The organism is Sandaracinomonas limnophila (assembly GCF_004005965.1).
Classification (GTDB): Bacteria; Bacteroidota; Bacteroidia; order Cytophagales; family Spirosomataceae; genus Sandaracinomonas; species Sandaracinomonas limnophila.
On record NZ_SACY01000002.1, the window covers coordinates 514,900 to 531,939 of the forward strand.

Sequence of the window (17,040 nt, forward strand, 5' to 3'; positions counted from 1 at the left end):
TAAAGAAAATGTCATTCAAAAAGACAAGAAAACTGAATAGCGACTTCCAAAAGGTGACCATCTCATTGGCATCACCGGAGTCTATTTTAGAAGGATCAAACGGAGAGGTTACCCAACCGGAAACCATCAACTACCGTACCTATAAGCCCGAGATGGGTGGTTTGTTCTGCGAGCGTATTTTCGGTCCAACAAAGGACTGGGAATGTCACTGTGGAAAATACAAAAGAATTCGTTACAAGGGCATCATTTGTGACCGTTGTGGCGTTGAGGTGACTGAGAAAAAAGTACGTCGCGAGCGTATGGGTCACATTGAATTGGTTGTGCCAGTTGCGCACATTTGGTATTTCCGTAGCTTACCAAACAAAATTGGTTACATGCTTGGTTTATCAACTAAGAAATTAGACCAAATCATTTATTACGAAAGATACGTAGTTATCCAAGCGGGTATGTATGCTTCAGAAGGAAAAGTAGGTAGCGAATACCTAGATTTCTTAACAGAAGACGAATACTTAGAGATCTTAGATAAATTACCACGTGAAAACCAACATTTGCCAGATGAGGATCCACAGAAATTCATCGCAAAAATGGGTGCAGATGCACTAAACATGTTGCTTTCTCGTATCAACTTAAGCGATTTATCTGCTGATTTACGTCATGCAGCAGACAACGAAACTTCTCAACAACGTAAGGCTGAGGCTTTGAAGCGTTTGAAAGTTGTGGAAGCATTCCGTGAGTCGGAAGGCCGTATTGAGAACCGTCCGGAGTGGATGATCATCAAAATGGTACCAGTTATTCCACCAGAATTGCGTCCATTAGTACCTTTAGATGGAGGTCGTTTTGCAACATCTGACTTAAATGACTTATACCGTCGTGTAATTATCCGTAACAACCGTTTGAAGCGTTTGATCGAAATCAAGGCTCCAGAGGTAATTTTACGTAACGAAAAGCGTATGTTACAAGAGGCAGTTGACTCATTGTTCGACAACTCTCGTAAAGTAAACGCAGTACGTTCAGAAGGTAACCGTGCCTTGAAATCTCTTTCTGATATGTTAAAAGGAAAGCAAGGTCGTTTCCGTCAGAACTTATTAGGTAAGCGTGTCGACTACTCTGGTCGTTCGGTTATTGTGGTAGGTCCTGAATTGAAAATGCACGAATGCGGATTGCCAAAAGATATGGCAGCTGAGTTATTTAAGCCATTTGTTATTCGTAAATTGATCGAGCGTGGAATTGTTAAGACGGTAAAATCTGCAAAGAAAATCGTTGATCGCAAAGACCCAGTAGTTTGGGATATTTTGGAAAACGTAATGAAAGGACATCCAGTTCTTTTAAACCGTGCTCCTACGTTGCACCGTTTGGGTATCCAGGCTTTCCAACCAAAATTAATTGAAGGAAAAGCAATCCAATTGCACCCATTAACTTGTACGGCATTTAACGCCGACTTTGACGGTGACCAGATGGCGGTACACGTTCCACTTGGTCATGAGGCTGTTTTGGAAGCATCTTTATTAATGTTGGCTTCACATAACATCTTGAATCCAGCGAATGGTGCGCCTATTACTGTACCATCTCAAGACATGGTTCTTGGTTTGTACTATGTAACAAAAGGTAGAAAATCAACTGAAACACATAAAGTAGATGGCCAAGGTGCTCGTTTCTATGGATTTGAAGAGGTTGTTATTGCTTTGAATGAAAAGAAAATCTCTAAGCACGCGAACATCGTTGTAAAGGCGAATGTGCGTAAAGAAGATGGTTCTTTGGTTCAAGAAATGGTAGAAACTGTAGCAGGTCGCGTATTGTTCAATTTATGCGTACCAGAGCAGGTAGGTTATATCAATGAATTATTGACTAAAAAGAAATTGCAGCAAATCATTGCTCACGTACACAAGATTTGTGGTACAGCAAGAACGGCTCAATTCTTAGATGATATCAAAGAATTAGGATTCCAACAAGCGTTCTCTGGTGGACTTTCAATGGGTATTGGCGACGTTCAGATCCCAGCTGAAAAAGCTTCTTTAGTGAAGCAAGCTCAAGAAGATGTTCAAGCGGTTTGGGATAACTACTTAATGGGTCTAATCACTGATAACGAGCGTTACAATGCAGTTATCGACATCTGGACTAAGGTTAACTCGAAGATCACTGAAACGTTGATGAAGCAAATGGAAGAAGATAACCAAGGCTTCAACGCAATTTACATGATGATGCACTCTGGAGCCCGTGGTTCTCGTGAGCAGATTCGTCAGTTGGGTGGTATGAGAGGTTTGATGGCGAAACCACAAAAGAACTTACAAGGTTCTGTTGGTGAGATCATCGAAAACCCAATCTTATCTAACTTTAAAGAAGGTTTGGACGTATTAGAGTACTTCATCTCTACACACGGTGCACGTAAAGGTTTGGCCGATACAGCACTTAAAACTGCGGATGCTGGTTACTTAACTCGTCGTTTACATGACGTTGCTCAAGATGTAATTGTAAATGAAACAGATTGTGGTACCTTAAGAGGAATTCAAGTTTCTGCATTGAAAGACAATGAAGAAATCATTGAACCACTATCTGAGCGTATCTTGGGTCGTGTTTCTATCCATGATGTAGTTGATCCAATCTCTGGTGACTTAATTGTTGCTGCAGGAGATGAAATCACTGAAAATATCGCTTCTAAAATCGATGAAACTTCAATTGAAATAGTTGAAATTCGTTCGGTTTTAACTTGCGAAACCAAAGAAGGTGTTTGTGCTAAATGTTACGGACGTAACTTGGCAACTGGCCGTATGGTGGACATGGGAGAAGCAGTAGGTGTTATTGCCTCACAATCTATTGGTGAGCCAGGAACTCAGTTAACACTTCGTACATTCCACGTGGGTGGTACAGCACAAAACGTTGCATTAGATGCTTCGGTTAAGGCGAAATTCGACGGAGTTATCCGCTTTGAAGAAGTTCGTACAGTTGCTTCAACAGATTCTGAAGGAGAAGGAGTTGATATCGTAATGGGTCGTTCGGGTGAGGTTCAAATTTGGAACCCTGCCAACAACCAAATGTTAATCTCTAACAACGTACCTTATGGTTCATTCTTACGCGTTAAGGAAGGACAAAAAGTGAAAAAAGGTGATGAGATTTGTGCTTGGGATCCATACAATGCTGTTATCCTTTCTGAAGTTGAAGGTAAAGTAGTATTTGAATCTATCGAAGAAAATGCAACTTACCGTGAAGAAGCTGATGAGCAAACAGGTTTACGTGAGAAAGTAATTATCGAATCTCGTGATAAAACTAAATCTCCATCAGTTGTAATTACAGCTAAAGGTAAAGAAGATATAGTATATAACGTGCCAGTAGGTGCTCGTTTAGCAGTTGACGAAAAAGATGCTGTTAAGCCAGGACAAGTAATCGCTAAGATTCCACGTGCTGCAGGTAAGACTCGTGACATCACGGGAGGTCTTCCACGCGTTACCGAATTATTCGAAGCTCGTAACCCTTCTAATCCAGCAGTTGTTTCTGAGATCGACGGTGTAATCAGTTACGGAACCATCAAGCGTGGTAACCGTGAGATTATTGTTACTCCGAAAGAAGGAGAACCAAGAAAATATATGGTGCCATTGACTAAGTTTATCTTAGTTCAAAACAACGACTTCGTTCGTGCGGGGGCTCCATTGTCAGACGGTGCAATTACTCCATCTGATATCTTGTCTATCAAAGGACCAACAGCAGTTCAAGAATACCTTGTAAATGAAATTCAGGACGTTTACCGTCTACAAGGTGTAAAGATCAACGATAAGCACATTGAGTGTATTGTACGCCAAATGATGCAGAAAGTTGAGATTCTTGAGCCAGGTGATACACAATTCTTACAAGGACAAAACGTTGACCGTTTTGCATTCCGTGAAGAGAATGATGCAATCTTAGACATGAAAGTTATCACTGATGCTGGAGATTCTGATAAGCACAAAGCTGGAGCAATCATATCTGCACGTGCATTACGCGATGAGAACTCATCATTGAAGCGTAGAGACCTTAAAGTAATGAAAGTACGTGATGCACACGCTGCCGTATCTTCTGCAAACTTGCAAGGTATCACTCAGGCTTCATTAGGTACTGATTCATTCATCTCGGCGGCATCGTTCCAGGAAACTACAAAAGTGCTTTCTGAGGCGTCTATCCGTGCTAAACAAGATACCTTAAACGGCTTGAAAGAAAACGTAATTGTAGGACACTTAATCCCTGCAGGTACTGGACTTCGTCGTTACAAAGATATCTTAGTTACGCCAGCTGATGAATTGAAGCAATTGGAAAAAGCGAGTGAAACTGTTTCTTCAGAAAAAGTAGAAGCTTAATCCAAATCATAAAATCCTTAAAAACCCGAGGCGAAGGCTTCGGGTTTTTTTGTTTGAAAAGATTATCAGACAACTTTTAAAAATTAAATATAAATTTAAAAATAAATTATTAAAACGGTATATTTTTTACTACCTTTACTAGCCACTATTAAAATGAAATCAAGTACTTTTCATTTAATAATTCAATCTAATGATTGGATATTAATTAGAATAAAAGGAAGCCATTATATTTATTCCAAAAATGGTAAAACGGTTCCTGTTCCTTTTCATGGGTCAAAAGAAATGGGGAAAGGACTTGAAATGAAACTTCGAAAATTAATGGAATTAAAATGAAAAATCTAATAATTATAATTGAAAAATCAAATGACTTATTTTGTGCTTATTCAGATAATTTTGAAGGTGCCTATGGTTGTGGTGTGACCATTGAAGAAGCAAAAAATGAAGCACTAAATGGTTATGAATTATATTTAAAGGAAAACCATTTAGAAAAACCAAATTGTCCAATAGTTTTTAGGTACGACATTGAAAGTCTTTTAAATTTTTACAAGGGTATAATTACCCTCTCTGGAATAGAACGACTAACAGGCATTAATCAAAAACTTTTGCATCATTATTTATGTGGTTTAAAAAAACCGCGTTCAACTCAAAAAGAAAAAATTATAAACGGCCTTAAAAAATTAGGTCATGAACTTGTAGAATTGTAATTTGCCATTTTAAAGAATCCCATGAAAGACCCCAACCCAGAAGAAAATCAATTAAATATCGAATTGCCAGAAGAAATCGCAGAAGGAGCCTATGTAAACTTGGCACTCATTGCCCACTCACCAAGTGAATTTGTGATGGATTTCATCCGCGTTTTACCAGGTATTCCAAAAGGAAAGGTGAAGTCGAGGGTGGTCATGACTCCCGACCACGCCTTGCGATTATTAAATGCCCTTCAAGAAAATATTTCCAAGTACGAAGAGAACTTTGGTTCCATTTCTAAGGATAATGACCTCGGTGGTTTCGATTTTCCGATGAACTATAATGGGCCAATAGGCGAAGCGTAAACGTTTTAAATATAAAACCTTAAAAAAATCCTCTAAAATTTAGAGGATTTTTTAGTAAAAATGCTGTCTATTAGCCTTTTAAAAGCAAATACTAAACATTTAAGATGGCAACAAAACATCTTCACCCCGATTTAATAAAATCAAAATCAATCAATGCATCTCTTCCCTTGGAAATTCCTCAGGAAGAAACATTCTCCTATCCTGAAAAAATTCTTCAATTCGGAACAGGCGTTTTGTTACGCGGACTCTGTGATTATTTCGTTGACAAAGCAAATAAAAAAGGTTTATTCAAAGGACGCATTGTCGTAGTTAAATCAACTGCAAAAGGTGGCGCTGATGCCTTTCAAACTCAAGGAAATCTATACACACATTGCATCAAAGGCATTGAAGATGGAACTGAAGTTGAAAAATATTTAATCAACGGCAGTATCTCTCGTACCTTAAATGCAAACAATGAGTGGGACAGCATTTTGGCTTGTGCGAGCAATTCGGAAATGAAAATTATTCTTTCCAACACCACAGAAGTTGGAATCCAATACCTTGCGGGAGACAAACTTTTTGATGGTTGTCCTAAATCATTTCCTGCCAAATTATTGTCTTTTTTACACGCACGTTACAAACATTTTCAAGGTTCTGCAGAATCTGGAATGGTGATTGTTCCAACAGAATTAATCATCAACAATGGAGATGCCCTAAAGAAAATAATTGACCAATTATGTGAGGAGCATCAATTAGATGCCCAATTCATTCAATGGTTGAATATGCATAATCATTTTTGCAACTCCTTAGTGGATCGCATTGTTCCTGGCAAACCGGACGCTGAAACGATTGCTGAAATTGAAGCAGGGGTTGGCTACTCAGATGAATTGATGATTCAGTCGGAGGTTTATGCACTCTGGGCTATCCAAGGCAATGAAGAGGTTCGAAAAGTGCTTGGATTTGCAGCCGCCGACAAAGGCGTAATCATTCAAGAAGATATTGAAATTTATCGCGAGCTGAAATTACGTTTGTTGAACGGAACCCATACCTTAATGTGTGGAATGTCGTATTTATTAGGCTTCCGTTTGGTAAAAGATGTGATGGCAAATGGGTATTTGGGCAAGTTAATCATGAATTTGATGCTTTCTGAATTGGCGCCTGCTATTCCTTATAAAATGGATTTCAAGGTGGCTGACCGATTTGGTAGATCTGTTTTAGACCGCTTCAAAAATCCTTTTATCAAACATAAATTGATTGACATTACGGTTCAATATACCACCAAGATGAAAATGCGTAACGTTCCTCTTTTGGTGAATTATTACCAAATATTTGGTAAAGCTCCAGAACTTTTTGCCATGGGTTTTGCAGCCTATTTACAATTTATGCATGCAGTGAAGGAAAAAAATGGCATATATTATGGAGAATGCAATGGAGAGTTTTACCCTATCCAGTGTGACTTTGCCCCTTACTTCTTCAAGGCATGGAAAAACTTTAACTTAAACGAACTATTAGCTGATAAATCCCTATGGGGTCAGGACCTTTCTGCACTTCCAGGGTTTAAAGAAGCTGTGGAAAAGTACTTGTAAAGAGTGAGCCAGTGAGCAAAGTGAGCCAGTTAGTAGAAGAAAAAATCTAGATTACTTTGATCACTTGCTCACTTGCTCACTTGCACACTATAACACTAAAAAAATGAAACCTTTCCTAAACGAACATTTCTTACTGCAATCCCCAACAGCACAATCGCTTTATCACGATTATGCAAAAGATATGCCCATTGTAGATTATCACAATCACTTGATTCCGCAACAAATTGCGGAAGATAAGCAGTTTGATAATATTACACAGATTTGGTTGTATGGCGACCACTACAAATGGAGAGCCATGCGAACGCACGGTATTGATGAAAAATACATCACAGGAAATGCTTCCGATGAAGAAAAATTCATGAAATGGGCAGAAACGGTTCCTTACACAATGAGAAACCCTTTGTACCATTGGACACATTTGGAGCTGCAAAGATACTTCGGAGTAACAGAAGTGTTAAATAAAGATTCTGCCAAAAGAATTTATGACCATTGCAATGCCTTGTTGCAAAAAAAGGAATATTCTGTTCGCAATTTGTTGTTGAAAATGAACGTAAAAGTTCTTTGCACAACAGATGATCCAACAGATGATTTGGTCTATCACAAAGCAATAAAAGACAGTGGATTTGAGATAAAGGTTTTACCAACCTTCCGTCCTGATAAGGCCATGGCGGTAGATGATGAATTGACATTTGTAGAATATGTAAACAAATTGGCTGCTGTAATTGGAAAAGAGATTTCAGATTTAGAAGCTTACAAGGCAGCAATTCGTTCTAGACACGATTTCTTCCATGCTATGGGTGGCCGATTAAGTGACCACGGTTTGGAACAAATCTATGCAGAAGAGTATTCAGATGAAGATATTGCTTTGATTTTTCACCGCCTGATGAGTGGAAAAACAATCTCACACAAGGAGAAATTACAGTTTAAATCTGCTATGTTAGTTTATTTTGCACATTTAGACCACGAAAAAGGTTGGACGCAACAATTCCACCTTGGTGCTTTAAGAAATAATAATGCCCGTTTGTTGGGTGCCTTAGGCCCCGACACCGGTTTTGATTCCATCGGTGACTTTGAACAAGCCACTCCGCTTTCTAAATTTTTAAATAAGCTGGATTCAACCAATCAATTAGCAAAAACTATTTTGTACAATTTGAATCCACGAGACAATGAATTATTGGCCACCATGATTGGCAATTTCCAGGATGGAACAATTGTTGGGAAAATGCAATTTGGCTCTGGTTGGTGGTTTTTAGATCAAAAAGATGGCATGGAAAAGCAAATCAATGCCCTTTCAAACATGGGTTTATTGAGCCACTTTGTTGGGATGTTAACAGATAGCCGAAGCTTTTTATCATTCCCACGCCATGAGTATTTCAGAAGAATTCTTTGTAACTTGTTAGGTCAGGATGTTGAAAATGGAGAACTTCCTGCAGACATGAAATGGTTAGGCCAAATGGTACAAGATATTTGTTACAACAACGCGGCTAACTTTTTTAACTTCGAATAAGAATGAAAAAAATTGTAAGTTTTGGTGAAATAATGGGCCGTTTGAGCCCTCCAGGATATGGCAGAATTGTCCAAGCCGACTCCCTAAATTTAACCTTTGGCGGTGGAGAAGCAAATGTTACTGCTGCCTTAGCCCACTGGGGAATTCCAGCGGCACACGTGACAAAATTCCCAGACAATGAAATGGGAAGAGCCGCAACTGCCTATTTCCGAAAAGTTGGAGTAGATATGTCCTTTGTGAATTATGGAGGCAATAGATTGGGTCTATATTTTACTGAATTTGGAGCAGCAATGCGTCCAAGCAAAGTAGTTTACGATAGAGCCGATTCTTCTTTTGCCCACATGCACCCAAATGAATTTAATTGGGTAGAAATCTTAGAAGATGCCCAATGGTTTCACTGGACAGGAATCACCCCTGCAATTTCCGACTCGGCAGCACAAGCAGTAAAAAAAGCCATCAAAACGGCTAATGAAATGGGAATAACCGTTTCTGCAGATGTTAATTATCGAAAAAATTTGTGGCAATATGGCAAGTCTGTGCAAGACGTAATGCCAGAATTAATTGAAGGCTGCGATATCATTGTTTGCGGAAAAGGTGACGCAGAGGATATCCTAAACATTGTTCCTGATGGTTCAACAAAGAGTGGATTTGAATCAATGTGTCGACAAATCATGGCACGTTTCCCTCGATTAAAGAAAATTATCAACACCAAAAGAGGACAAATTTCTGCTTCGGCAAACACCCTTTCTGCAATGGGTTTTGATGGTGAAAATTTGATTAAAACTGAAACAGTAGAAATCTCACAAATAGTGGATAGAATAGGTGGAGGAGATGCCTTTATGGCGGGATACATTTACGGAAACGTAATGGGAATGGATGAAAAAGATTCTTTACGATTTGGTGTAGCTGCCTCCGCTTTGAAGCACACCATTGAAGGAGATATCAATTTAAGTAATTTAGATGAAGTAGAATTAGTGCTGTCGGGAGACCTTACAGGACGATTAAAAAGATAAAAATGGCAAGAAATAATTCCCAAATCGTATATTCACGATTAGAAGAAACCCCTATCGTTCCTTTGTTTTTCAATCCTAATGTAAATGTAGCAAAGGATGTGTTAAAGGCTTGTTACGATGGCGGTATTCGAGTTTTCGAATTCACCAATCGAGGAGCAGAAGCTCCACAAATTTTTGCAGAATTGATCAATTTTTGCGAAAAAGAATGTCCTGATTTAGTATTAGGTATTGGTACTATTTATGATGCCAAACAAGCAAAAGAATTTATTGAAATGGGAGCAGATTTCATGTTGCAACCATTCACTACCCCAGAGGTTGGAGAAATTTGTGGCAAGCACGATATCCCTTGGATGCCAGGTACCATGACTCTAACCGAAATTAGAAATGCTGAATTGCTTGGAGCAAAATACATTAAAATTTTTCCAGGGAATGTGGTTGGTCCAGGCTTTGTAAAAGCCCTTACGGGTCCTATGCCACACAGTAAAATAATGGTTACTGGAGGAGTAGAACCAACACGAGAGAGCCTTACCACTTGGTTTGGTGCTGGGGCAAAGGCAGTAGGAATGGGATCTCAATTATTTCCTTCAACATTGATAAATGATAAAAATTATCAAAAAATTACTAATATTATCAGCGATTTGATAGAAATCTACAAAACGCTATAATTTAAACCCCTCTAAACGATGAAAATTGGAAATTACCGTTGGCGAATTTGCGCATTGTTGTTCTTCGCTACAACCATCAATTATTTGGACCGTCAGGTAATTGGTTTATTAAAACCTGCACTTGAGGACCAATTTAATTGGTCAGAAACTGATTATTCAAATATTGTAATCGCTTTTCAAGCTGCTTATGCCCTTGGATTAATTAGTTTCGGCGGTATTATTGATCGCATCGGGACCAAATTAGGCTACACTATTTCCATCGTTATCTGGAGTATCGCTGCTATTTTACATGCTGCAGCAACTGGCACTATGAGCTTTGCATTTATGCGCGCTTTATTAGGTGTTGGTGAATCAGGAAACTTCCCTGCGGCTATTAAATCTGTAGCAGAATGGTTTCCTAAAAAGGAAAGAGCTCTTGCCACTGGAATTTTCAATTCAGGGGCAAATATTGGAGCAGTAGCAGCGCCCATTATGGTACCATGGTTGTTGGGTGTTTATGGTTGGGAAATGGCCTTCATAGTAACCGGTGCAATTGGTTTCATATGGCTTATTTTTTGGATGATTTATTACGAAGCTCCTTCCAAACACAAACAATTGTCGCAAGAGGAATTTGACTATATTCATGCCGACAAAGAGGAAAAAGAAGAAAACGTTGAACCGGTTAAATGGGCTTCATTATTTGGATTCAAACAAACTTGGGCATTTTTCTTTGGTAAAATGTTAACCGACCCAATTTGGTGGTTTTTCCTATTCTGGTTACCATCTTATTTTAAAGAGCGCTTCGAATTAGACCTTAAAAAGCCAAGCTTAGAATTAATTGTAGTGTACACTGCAACCACCATTGGTAGTATTGGCGGAGGCTGGTTGTCGGGTTGGTTAATCAACAAAGGCTGGCCAAGTTTCAAAGCAAGAAAAATATCTATGTTAAGCTTTGCTTTGGCTGTTGTACCCATTATGGCGGCAAGATATTGCGATAATATTTGGCAGGCAGTGGCCTTAATTTCTTTGGCAGCAGCTGCACACCAAGCATGGTCGGCAAATATTTATTCCATAGCTACTGACATGTTTCCTAAAAAAGCAATTAGTTCGGTAATTGGTATCGGAGGAATGGCTGGCTCTGGAGGGGGTATCGTTTTTCCTATGATTGTAGGTGCCTTACTTGACCATTACAAGGTCTTGGGCAATATCAATGATGGATATAACATTATCTTTTTACTTTGCGGCAGTGCCTACATGTTAGCATGGGTTATTATTTATACCTTAGTGCCGAAGTTGGAAGAAGCGAAGGTTTAATTGTTAATTGTTAATTGTTAATTGTTAATTTTAAAAAATAATTCATAATTAACAATTAACAATTCATAATTGCTTCGCTTCCTCCCAAAAAACATCCATCTCAGCCAAAGTCATTTCTTGTAAAGATTTACCAATTTCATTGGCACGTTTTTCGAGATGATTGAAGCGCTTAATGAATTTTCTGTTTGTGCGCTCAAGAGCCGTTTCGGGATTTATATCAATAAATCGTGAAAAATTGACCAAACTAAAGATTAAATCGCCGAGCTCTCCCTCGGCTTTTTGTTTTTGCTCGGCATCTAATTGCTTGCCTACAAATTCAGCCTTAAACTCTTCTAATTCTTCTTCCACTTTGCCCCAAACCTGCTCCTTTTCTTCCCAATCAAATCCCGCACCACGAGCCTTTTCCTGAATTCGCATCGACTTTACTAATGCAGGCAAGGATTTAGGCACACCAGCCAAAACCGACTTATTACCTTCTTTTAATTTGATGGCCTCCCAATTTTGTTTGACCTCCTCTTCCGTTTCGGCTTTTACGTCCCCATAAATATGTGGATGTCTGCCAATCAATTTCTCACATTGAGCATTTAGAACCGACTCAACATCAAAATCTCCTGTTTCAGAACCAATTTTCGAATAGAAAACCAAGTGCAAAAACAAATCGCCAATTTCCTTTTTGATTTCGTTCATGTCCCCCTCCAAAATCGCGTCAGAAAGTTCATAGGTCTCTTCGATTGTCAAATGGCGCAAAGATTCCATCGTTTGCTTCTTATCCCAAGGGCATTTGGCACGGAGGTCATCCATGATGTCTAAAAGTCTTTGGAATGCGTTTAATCTTGGATCGTTCATTTTTTGTTTATTTATCTATAAATCTAACTTTTTACCTCCCCCCGTCCCCCTCCTTCACAAGGAGGGGGTGGCGCGAAGCGCCGGGGGCGGTAGAACTCGAACATAATCCACCTCCATTCTCACCGGAAATATACTCTCATCAACACCTTTACTACCTCCCCAATCTCCCCCAACAGCCAGGTTTAAAATTAGATGCTCCGGCTTATCAAATGGCCACTCTTCCCAAGACTTGTGCGTATTAGGGAATTCGAAATACATTTTATCGTCCACAAACATTCGGATAGTTTCTGGAGTCCAATCCATTCTATACACATGAAAAGCTTTATCGAAATCTGTAATCGTAATAGTATTCCCTTTTTGCGTACCAATTACGTGATTAAATGCCTTGGTATGAACTGTTCCATGAACCACAGAAGGGTCGTAACCCACATGTTCCATGATATCAATTTCTCCTTGATCTGGCCAATAGTTTTTGCCATAATTTATTCCACTTGCCAACATCCAAATCGCAGGCCAAGTACCTCTTCCTGCAGGTAATTTGGCCCTTACTTCCACGCGTCCATACGTAAAATCAAATTTCCCTTTGGTCACAATTCGTCCAGAGGTAAATCTATTTTTATTGAAGTCTTCTTTTCGTGCTTCAATGATCAGATGCCCGTTTTCAATACGTACATTTTCTTTACGGTCTTTCGTATAGTTTTGTAATTCATGGTTCCCCCAACCTTCTCCGCCGGTGTTGTAAGACCATTTGGTCGTATCAAGGTTTTTTCCAGAAAATTCGTCTTGGAAAATAAATTTTTGTTGAGCATTTGCAACCGAAATTGTTAAACAAAAAAGAAACAAAGGGTAAAATAATTTCATAAAATATTAGGTTTTACCTCCCCTAGTCCCCCTCCTTCAAAAGGAGGGGGTGGCGCAAAGCGCCGGGGGCGGTCAATTTATTAGATTCTTACATTCAAATTACATAATTTTGTAAATGCCCAAAATTCTAATTTACGACTCTATTGCCGACGGACACCACCTGGATTATATTTTTTATATCATCCAGCAAGTTAGCATCCGCAAAGATTCAGAATTAATTGTGGTTTGTCAAGATAAAATCGAAAGTACCCTCAAAGATTTTCAATTTGACCTGCCTTCTAATGTTCAATTAGAATTTATAACAAACGAGAAGATAGCCAACTTTCACAAAAAAAGTCTGTATGCTCGAAGCATATCAGAGTGGAATGAAACCATCAATTTAGCACAAAAACACCAGGTAGATCAAATCCTTTTCCCCTTTTTCGACTATTTTCAATTCGGGGCATTATTTGGCAAAAAGACAAACATTCCGTTGGCTGGCATCTTGTTTAAACCAAAAGTGAAAGGCAACCTGATAAATACTTTAAAATTTTGGATGCTAAAATGGGTAGTTAACAAGCCAAATTTTAAAAACTTATTTGTTTTAGCAGAATTCCGAGTTCAAGCGCTCCAAAAGACCATAAGTTTACATAAAATTAAATACCTACCGGACCCCATTTATGTTGTACCATCAAGTAATGAATTTAAGGAAGCGCTTAGAAAAAATTTAGATTTGCCTAAAAACAAGACTATTTTTTTAAACTTCGGACACCTGGATGACAGGAAAGGAATTTTAGAGTTTTTGGAGGGAGTTTCAATGTTGTCGGAAGAACAACGAAAAGAAATTCACCTCATTTTGGCGGGGAAAATAGAACCTAATTTCCAAAATAAAGTTGAAGAATATCTAAAAAAATTACCAAACCTTACATCTTCTCTACTTTTTGAGCGTCATAGCCCTGAAACGATGCAGGCCTTGTTTGAATTAACGGATTGGACTTTGGCATTATACCCAAAATTTATGGGCTCGGCCTCCATGGTCATCAGAAGTGCCTTTGCAGGAAAACCAGTACTAGGTAGCAATCTGGGTGCCATTTCGCATCAAATTAGCCAAAATAAATTAGGCGTATCTGCCGACCCCGAAAATCCAGCAGAAATTGCCCGCGCGCTCGAAAAAATACTCCATAAGGAAATATTATTTGATCCTAAAGGCCTTTCTGAATTTGCCCAAAAACATGGTGTGGAGAATTTTGGAAAAATTATATTTGAGAATCTGAGAATTGGGGAATCGGAGAATAGGAGAATTGGAGAATATGGGAATCGGAGAATTTGAGAATTGGGGAATCTGGGAATCTGGGAATCGGAAAATTGGGGAATATGGGAATCTGGGAATTTGTGAAGGCCGAGACATTTGTCCCTTATCCCTTATCCCTCATCCCTTATCCCTTATCCCTCATCTCTCATCCCTTATACCTTATCCCTTATACCTTTAATGACCCCGCTGGGGTCAAACGTCGGGGTGGATTCAATTAGGCTATAGATGTGGCATCCCTCCGGGATGCTTCCCCAATTCTCAAATTCTCCGATTCCCCAATTCTGCGATTCCCAGATTCACAAATTCACAAATTCTCCGATTCCCACATTCTCCGATTCTAAAATTCCCCAATTCTGCGATTCCCAAATTCAAAAATTCTCCGATTCCCACATTCTTATATTCCTATATTCTCCAATTCTACAGTTCTAAAAATTGAATCCCCCCCTTCAAACCCTTCAACAAAGATTTAGTTCTTTCTGGCCTGGCATCTGTAATAAAAACCTGACCAAAATGCTCTTCAGCCATCATTTGAATGAGTCGCTGGATGCGTCGATCGTCTAATTTGTCGAAAATATCATCTAACAATAAAATGGGTTTTTTATTGGTTTCAGACCACAGCATATCAAATTGGGCCAATTTCAAGGCAACAACATAGCTTTTTTGTTGTCCTTGGGAACCCATTTTTTTCAAAGAAAAACCATCAATTTCAAATACAAAATCGTCCTTATGGATTCCAATTCCCGTCCTTTGGGCTTGTAAATCTATTTGAACAGTACTTTTTAAAGCTTCTGCCATAGATCCAGGAACTACATTGCTCTCTAAGGCTATGTGAACACTTTCCCTGCCATCAGAAAGATTTTCATATTGTTTTTGAAAGGCAGGTATGTAGGCTTCTAAAAATAATTTTCTTGCATGAAAAATTTCTTCCCCCAATTCGACTAATAATAAATCGTAGGTTTCTAAGTGTAAATAATCTACTTGGCCACGTTCAGCAAAAGCTTTCAAAAGCTGATTTCTTTGGACTAAAACCCGATTATATTTCAACAATTTCTCCAAAAAAACACGGTCTTTTTGCGACATCATGTTGTCGAAAAATCGCCTCCGCTCCTCACTCCCCTCGCGTATTAAATCGGTATCATAGGGGTCCATCATCACCACAGGATAATTCCCAATATGATCTGCCAAGCGAGGATAAGCCTTTTGGGCTCTAAAAACCTGCTTTTTTTGTCCTTTCTGGAAACTACAACGAATTTCGGTCTCCATTTCCCCTACCACATAATTTCCTTGAACTGTAAAAAAATCTTCTCCGTGTAAGACACAAAGCGAATCCGAAAGTCGAGTGCTTTTTGTCATCGACAAAAAGTAAATTGCATCCAACAAGTTGGTCTTGCCAATTCCATTTTCTCCCACAATACAATTGATTTCTGGAATAAAATCAAAGGTACCTTCTGGGTAAGATTTGAACTGTCTAACTTGTAAGTTTTTCAAATACATAGGCTTTAATTTTGCCTTTTATCGCTTTTGTCTTAATTTCGCATCAAATTTCTAAAAATCTTTTCGGTTTGTTAGAAATATTTTAAATTACTTTAAAGAAAATGGCAAAGAAAGAAGCATCCCCTCTTAAGTATTCTAAAGAAACTTATCTTTATTGGTACGAATCAATGCAATTGCAGCGTAAGTTCGAAGAAAAATGCGGACAATTGTACGGAATGCAAAAAATTAAAGGTTTTTGCCACTTGTATATTGGTCAAGAAGCTTGTTCTTCTGGATCAAAATCGGCTCTTCGTGAGGGCGACAAATATATCACCGCATACCGCGACCACGGAATTCCATTGGCATTAGGCACTTCACCAAACGCTATCATGGCCGAGTTGTACGGAAAAATCACTGGCGCTTCTAAAGGTAAAGGTGGTTCAATGCACATTTTTGATAAAGAAGTAGGTTTTGTGGGTGGACACGGTATCGTGGGTGCTCAGATTCCTTTAGGTGCGGGTTTAGCTTTCGCTGAAAAATATAATAATACTGGTAACGTTTCTATTTGTTATTTTGGAGACGGTGCTACACGTCAAGGTGCTTTGCACGAAACTTTCAACATGGCAATGACCTGGAAATTGCCTTGCATTTTCGTTGTTGAAAACAATGGTTATGCCATGGGTACTTCTGTAGCAAGAACTTCTAACGTTACCGAACTTTACACCATTGGTGAAGCTTACGACATGCCGTCTGAGGCCGTAGATGCAATGAACGTTGAAGCTGTTCACGAGGCCGTTTCTCGCGCTGCTGCACGTGCAAGAGCTGGTGAAGGTCCAACTTTCTTAGAATTCAGAACGTATCGTTACAGAGGTCACTCAATGTCAGATCCGCAAAAATACCGTTCAAAAGAAGAGGTTGAAGCTTACAAAGATCGCGACCCAATTGAGCAAGTAAAGAAAACTATCTTAGATAATAACATCCTTACACAAGCACAATTAGACGAAATAGACGCAAAAATCAAGGTTCAAGTTCAAGAATCTGTTGATTTTGCAGAAACTTCTCCTTTCCCTGATGCTTCTGAAGCATACAAAGATGTGTATGTTCAGGAGGATTATCCGTTTGTGAAAGAATAATATTAACCGCCCCGGCGCTTTG

General features: G+C 39.0%; 14 protein-coding genes. 11 read left to right on the forward strand and 3 right to left on the reverse strand.

Annotated elements, in window-relative coordinates:
• Nucleotides 1–8: 8 nt before the first annotated feature.
• The 9 genes from rpoC to EOJ36_RS06000 all read left to right on the forward strand — a co-directional run bounded on the left by rpoC (nt 9) and on the right by EOJ36_RS06000 (nt 11,414).
• Nucleotides 9–4,322 (forward strand): DNA-directed RNA polymerase subunit beta', encoded by a 4,314-nt coding sequence (gene rpoC, locus EOJ36_RS05960; protein ID WP_127803333.1) that lies wholly within the window; start codon nt 9–11, stop codon nt 4,320–4,322.
• A 153-nt stretch (nt 4,323–4,475) separates the two neighbouring features.
• The gene (locus EOJ36_RS05965) at nt 4,476–4,655 is read left to right on the forward strand and encodes a type II toxin-antitoxin system HicA family toxin (protein WP_127803335.1); all 180 of its coding nucleotides are present in this window, start codon (nt 4,476–4,478) and stop codon (nt 4,653–4,655) included.
• Nucleotides 4,652–5,026: a type II toxin-antitoxin system HicB family antitoxin gene (locus EOJ36_RS05970; protein ID WP_127803337.1), complete on the forward strand. Its 375-nt coding sequence runs from the start codon at nt 4,652–4,654 to the stop codon at nt 5,024–5,026. The genes EOJ36_RS05965 and EOJ36_RS05970 overlap by 4 nt, the downstream gene beginning before the upstream one ends.
• A 21-nt stretch (nt 5,027–5,047) precedes the next feature.
• Complete coding sequence (locus tag EOJ36_RS05975; RefSeq protein ID WP_127803339.1) at nt 5,048–5,371, forward strand: DUF3467 domain-containing protein; 324 nt, start codon at nt 5,048–5,050, stop codon at nt 5,369–5,371.
• Between the two features lie 104 nt (nt 5,372–5,475).
• Nucleotides 5,476–6,936 (forward strand): tagaturonate reductase, encoded by a 1,461-nt coding sequence (locus tag EOJ36_RS05980; RefSeq protein ID WP_127803341.1) that lies wholly within the window; start codon nt 5,476–5,478, stop codon nt 6,934–6,936.
• A 103-nt stretch (nt 6,937–7,039) separates the two neighbouring features.
• A complete protein-coding gene (gene uxaC / locus EOJ36_RS05985) occupies nt 7,040–8,443 on the forward strand; it encodes a glucuronate isomerase (RefSeq protein ID WP_127803343.1) in 1,404 nt (467 codons plus the stop codon).
• Nucleotides 8,444–8,445: 2 nt separating this feature from the next.
• Complete coding sequence (locus tag EOJ36_RS05990; protein ID WP_127803345.1) at nt 8,446–9,456, forward strand: sugar kinase; 1,011 nt, start codon at nt 8,446–8,448, stop codon at nt 9,454–9,456.
• 2 nt (nt 9,457–9,458) lie between these two features.
• Nucleotides 9,459–10,121: a bifunctional 4-hydroxy-2-oxoglutarate aldolase/2-dehydro-3-deoxy-phosphogluconate aldolase gene (locus EOJ36_RS05995; RefSeq protein WP_127803347.1), complete on the forward strand. Its 663-nt coding sequence runs from the start codon at nt 9,459–9,461 to the stop codon at nt 10,119–10,121.
• An 18-nt stretch (nt 10,122–10,139) separates the two neighbouring features.
• Entirely contained in the window at nt 10,140–11,414 is a 1,275-nt protein-coding gene (locus EOJ36_RS06000; RefSeq protein WP_127803349.1) for an MFS transporter, read from the forward strand.
• 63 nt (nt 11,415–11,477) lie between these two features.
• On the opposite strand, the gene mazG is transcribed toward EOJ36_RS06000, so the two are convergent.
• The gene (gene mazG / locus EOJ36_RS06005; protein WP_127803351.1) at nt 11,478–12,260 is read right to left on the reverse strand and encodes a nucleoside triphosphate pyrophosphohydrolase; all 783 of its coding nucleotides are present in this window, start codon (nt 12,258–12,260) and stop codon (nt 11,478–11,480) included.
• Between the two features lie 54 nt (nt 12,261–12,314).
• Nucleotides 12,315–13,121: a glycoside hydrolase family 16 protein gene (locus EOJ36_RS06010; protein WP_127803353.1), complete on the reverse strand. Its 807-nt coding sequence runs from the start codon at nt 13,119–13,121 to the stop codon at nt 12,315–12,317.
• Nucleotides 13,122–13,236: 115 nt separating this feature from the next.
• Here EOJ36_RS06010 and EOJ36_RS06015 point away from each other — a divergent pair, with 115 nt between their 5' ends.
• Nucleotides 13,237–14,430, forward strand: a complete 1,194-nt coding sequence (locus tag EOJ36_RS06015) for a glycosyltransferase family 4 protein (protein WP_127803355.1) — start codon at nt 13,237–13,239, stop codon at nt 14,428–14,430.
• A 399-nt stretch (nt 14,431–14,829) separates the two neighbouring features.
• Here the strand turns inward: EOJ36_RS06015 and recF are convergent, their stop codons facing one another.
• Complete coding sequence (gene recF / locus EOJ36_RS06020) at nt 14,830–15,906, reverse strand: DNA replication/repair protein RecF (protein WP_127803357.1); 1,077 nt, start codon at nt 15,904–15,906, stop codon at nt 14,830–14,832.
• Between the two features lie 101 nt (nt 15,907–16,007).
• Here recF and pdhA point away from each other — a divergent pair, with 101 nt between their 5' ends.
• The gene (pdhA, locus tag EOJ36_RS06025) at nt 16,008–17,018 is read left to right on the forward strand and encodes a pyruvate dehydrogenase (acetyl-transferring) E1 component subunit alpha (RefSeq protein WP_127803359.1); all 1,011 of its coding nucleotides are present in this window, start codon (nt 16,008–16,010) and stop codon (nt 17,016–17,018) included.
• Nucleotides 17,019–17,040 lie beyond the last annotated feature (22 nt).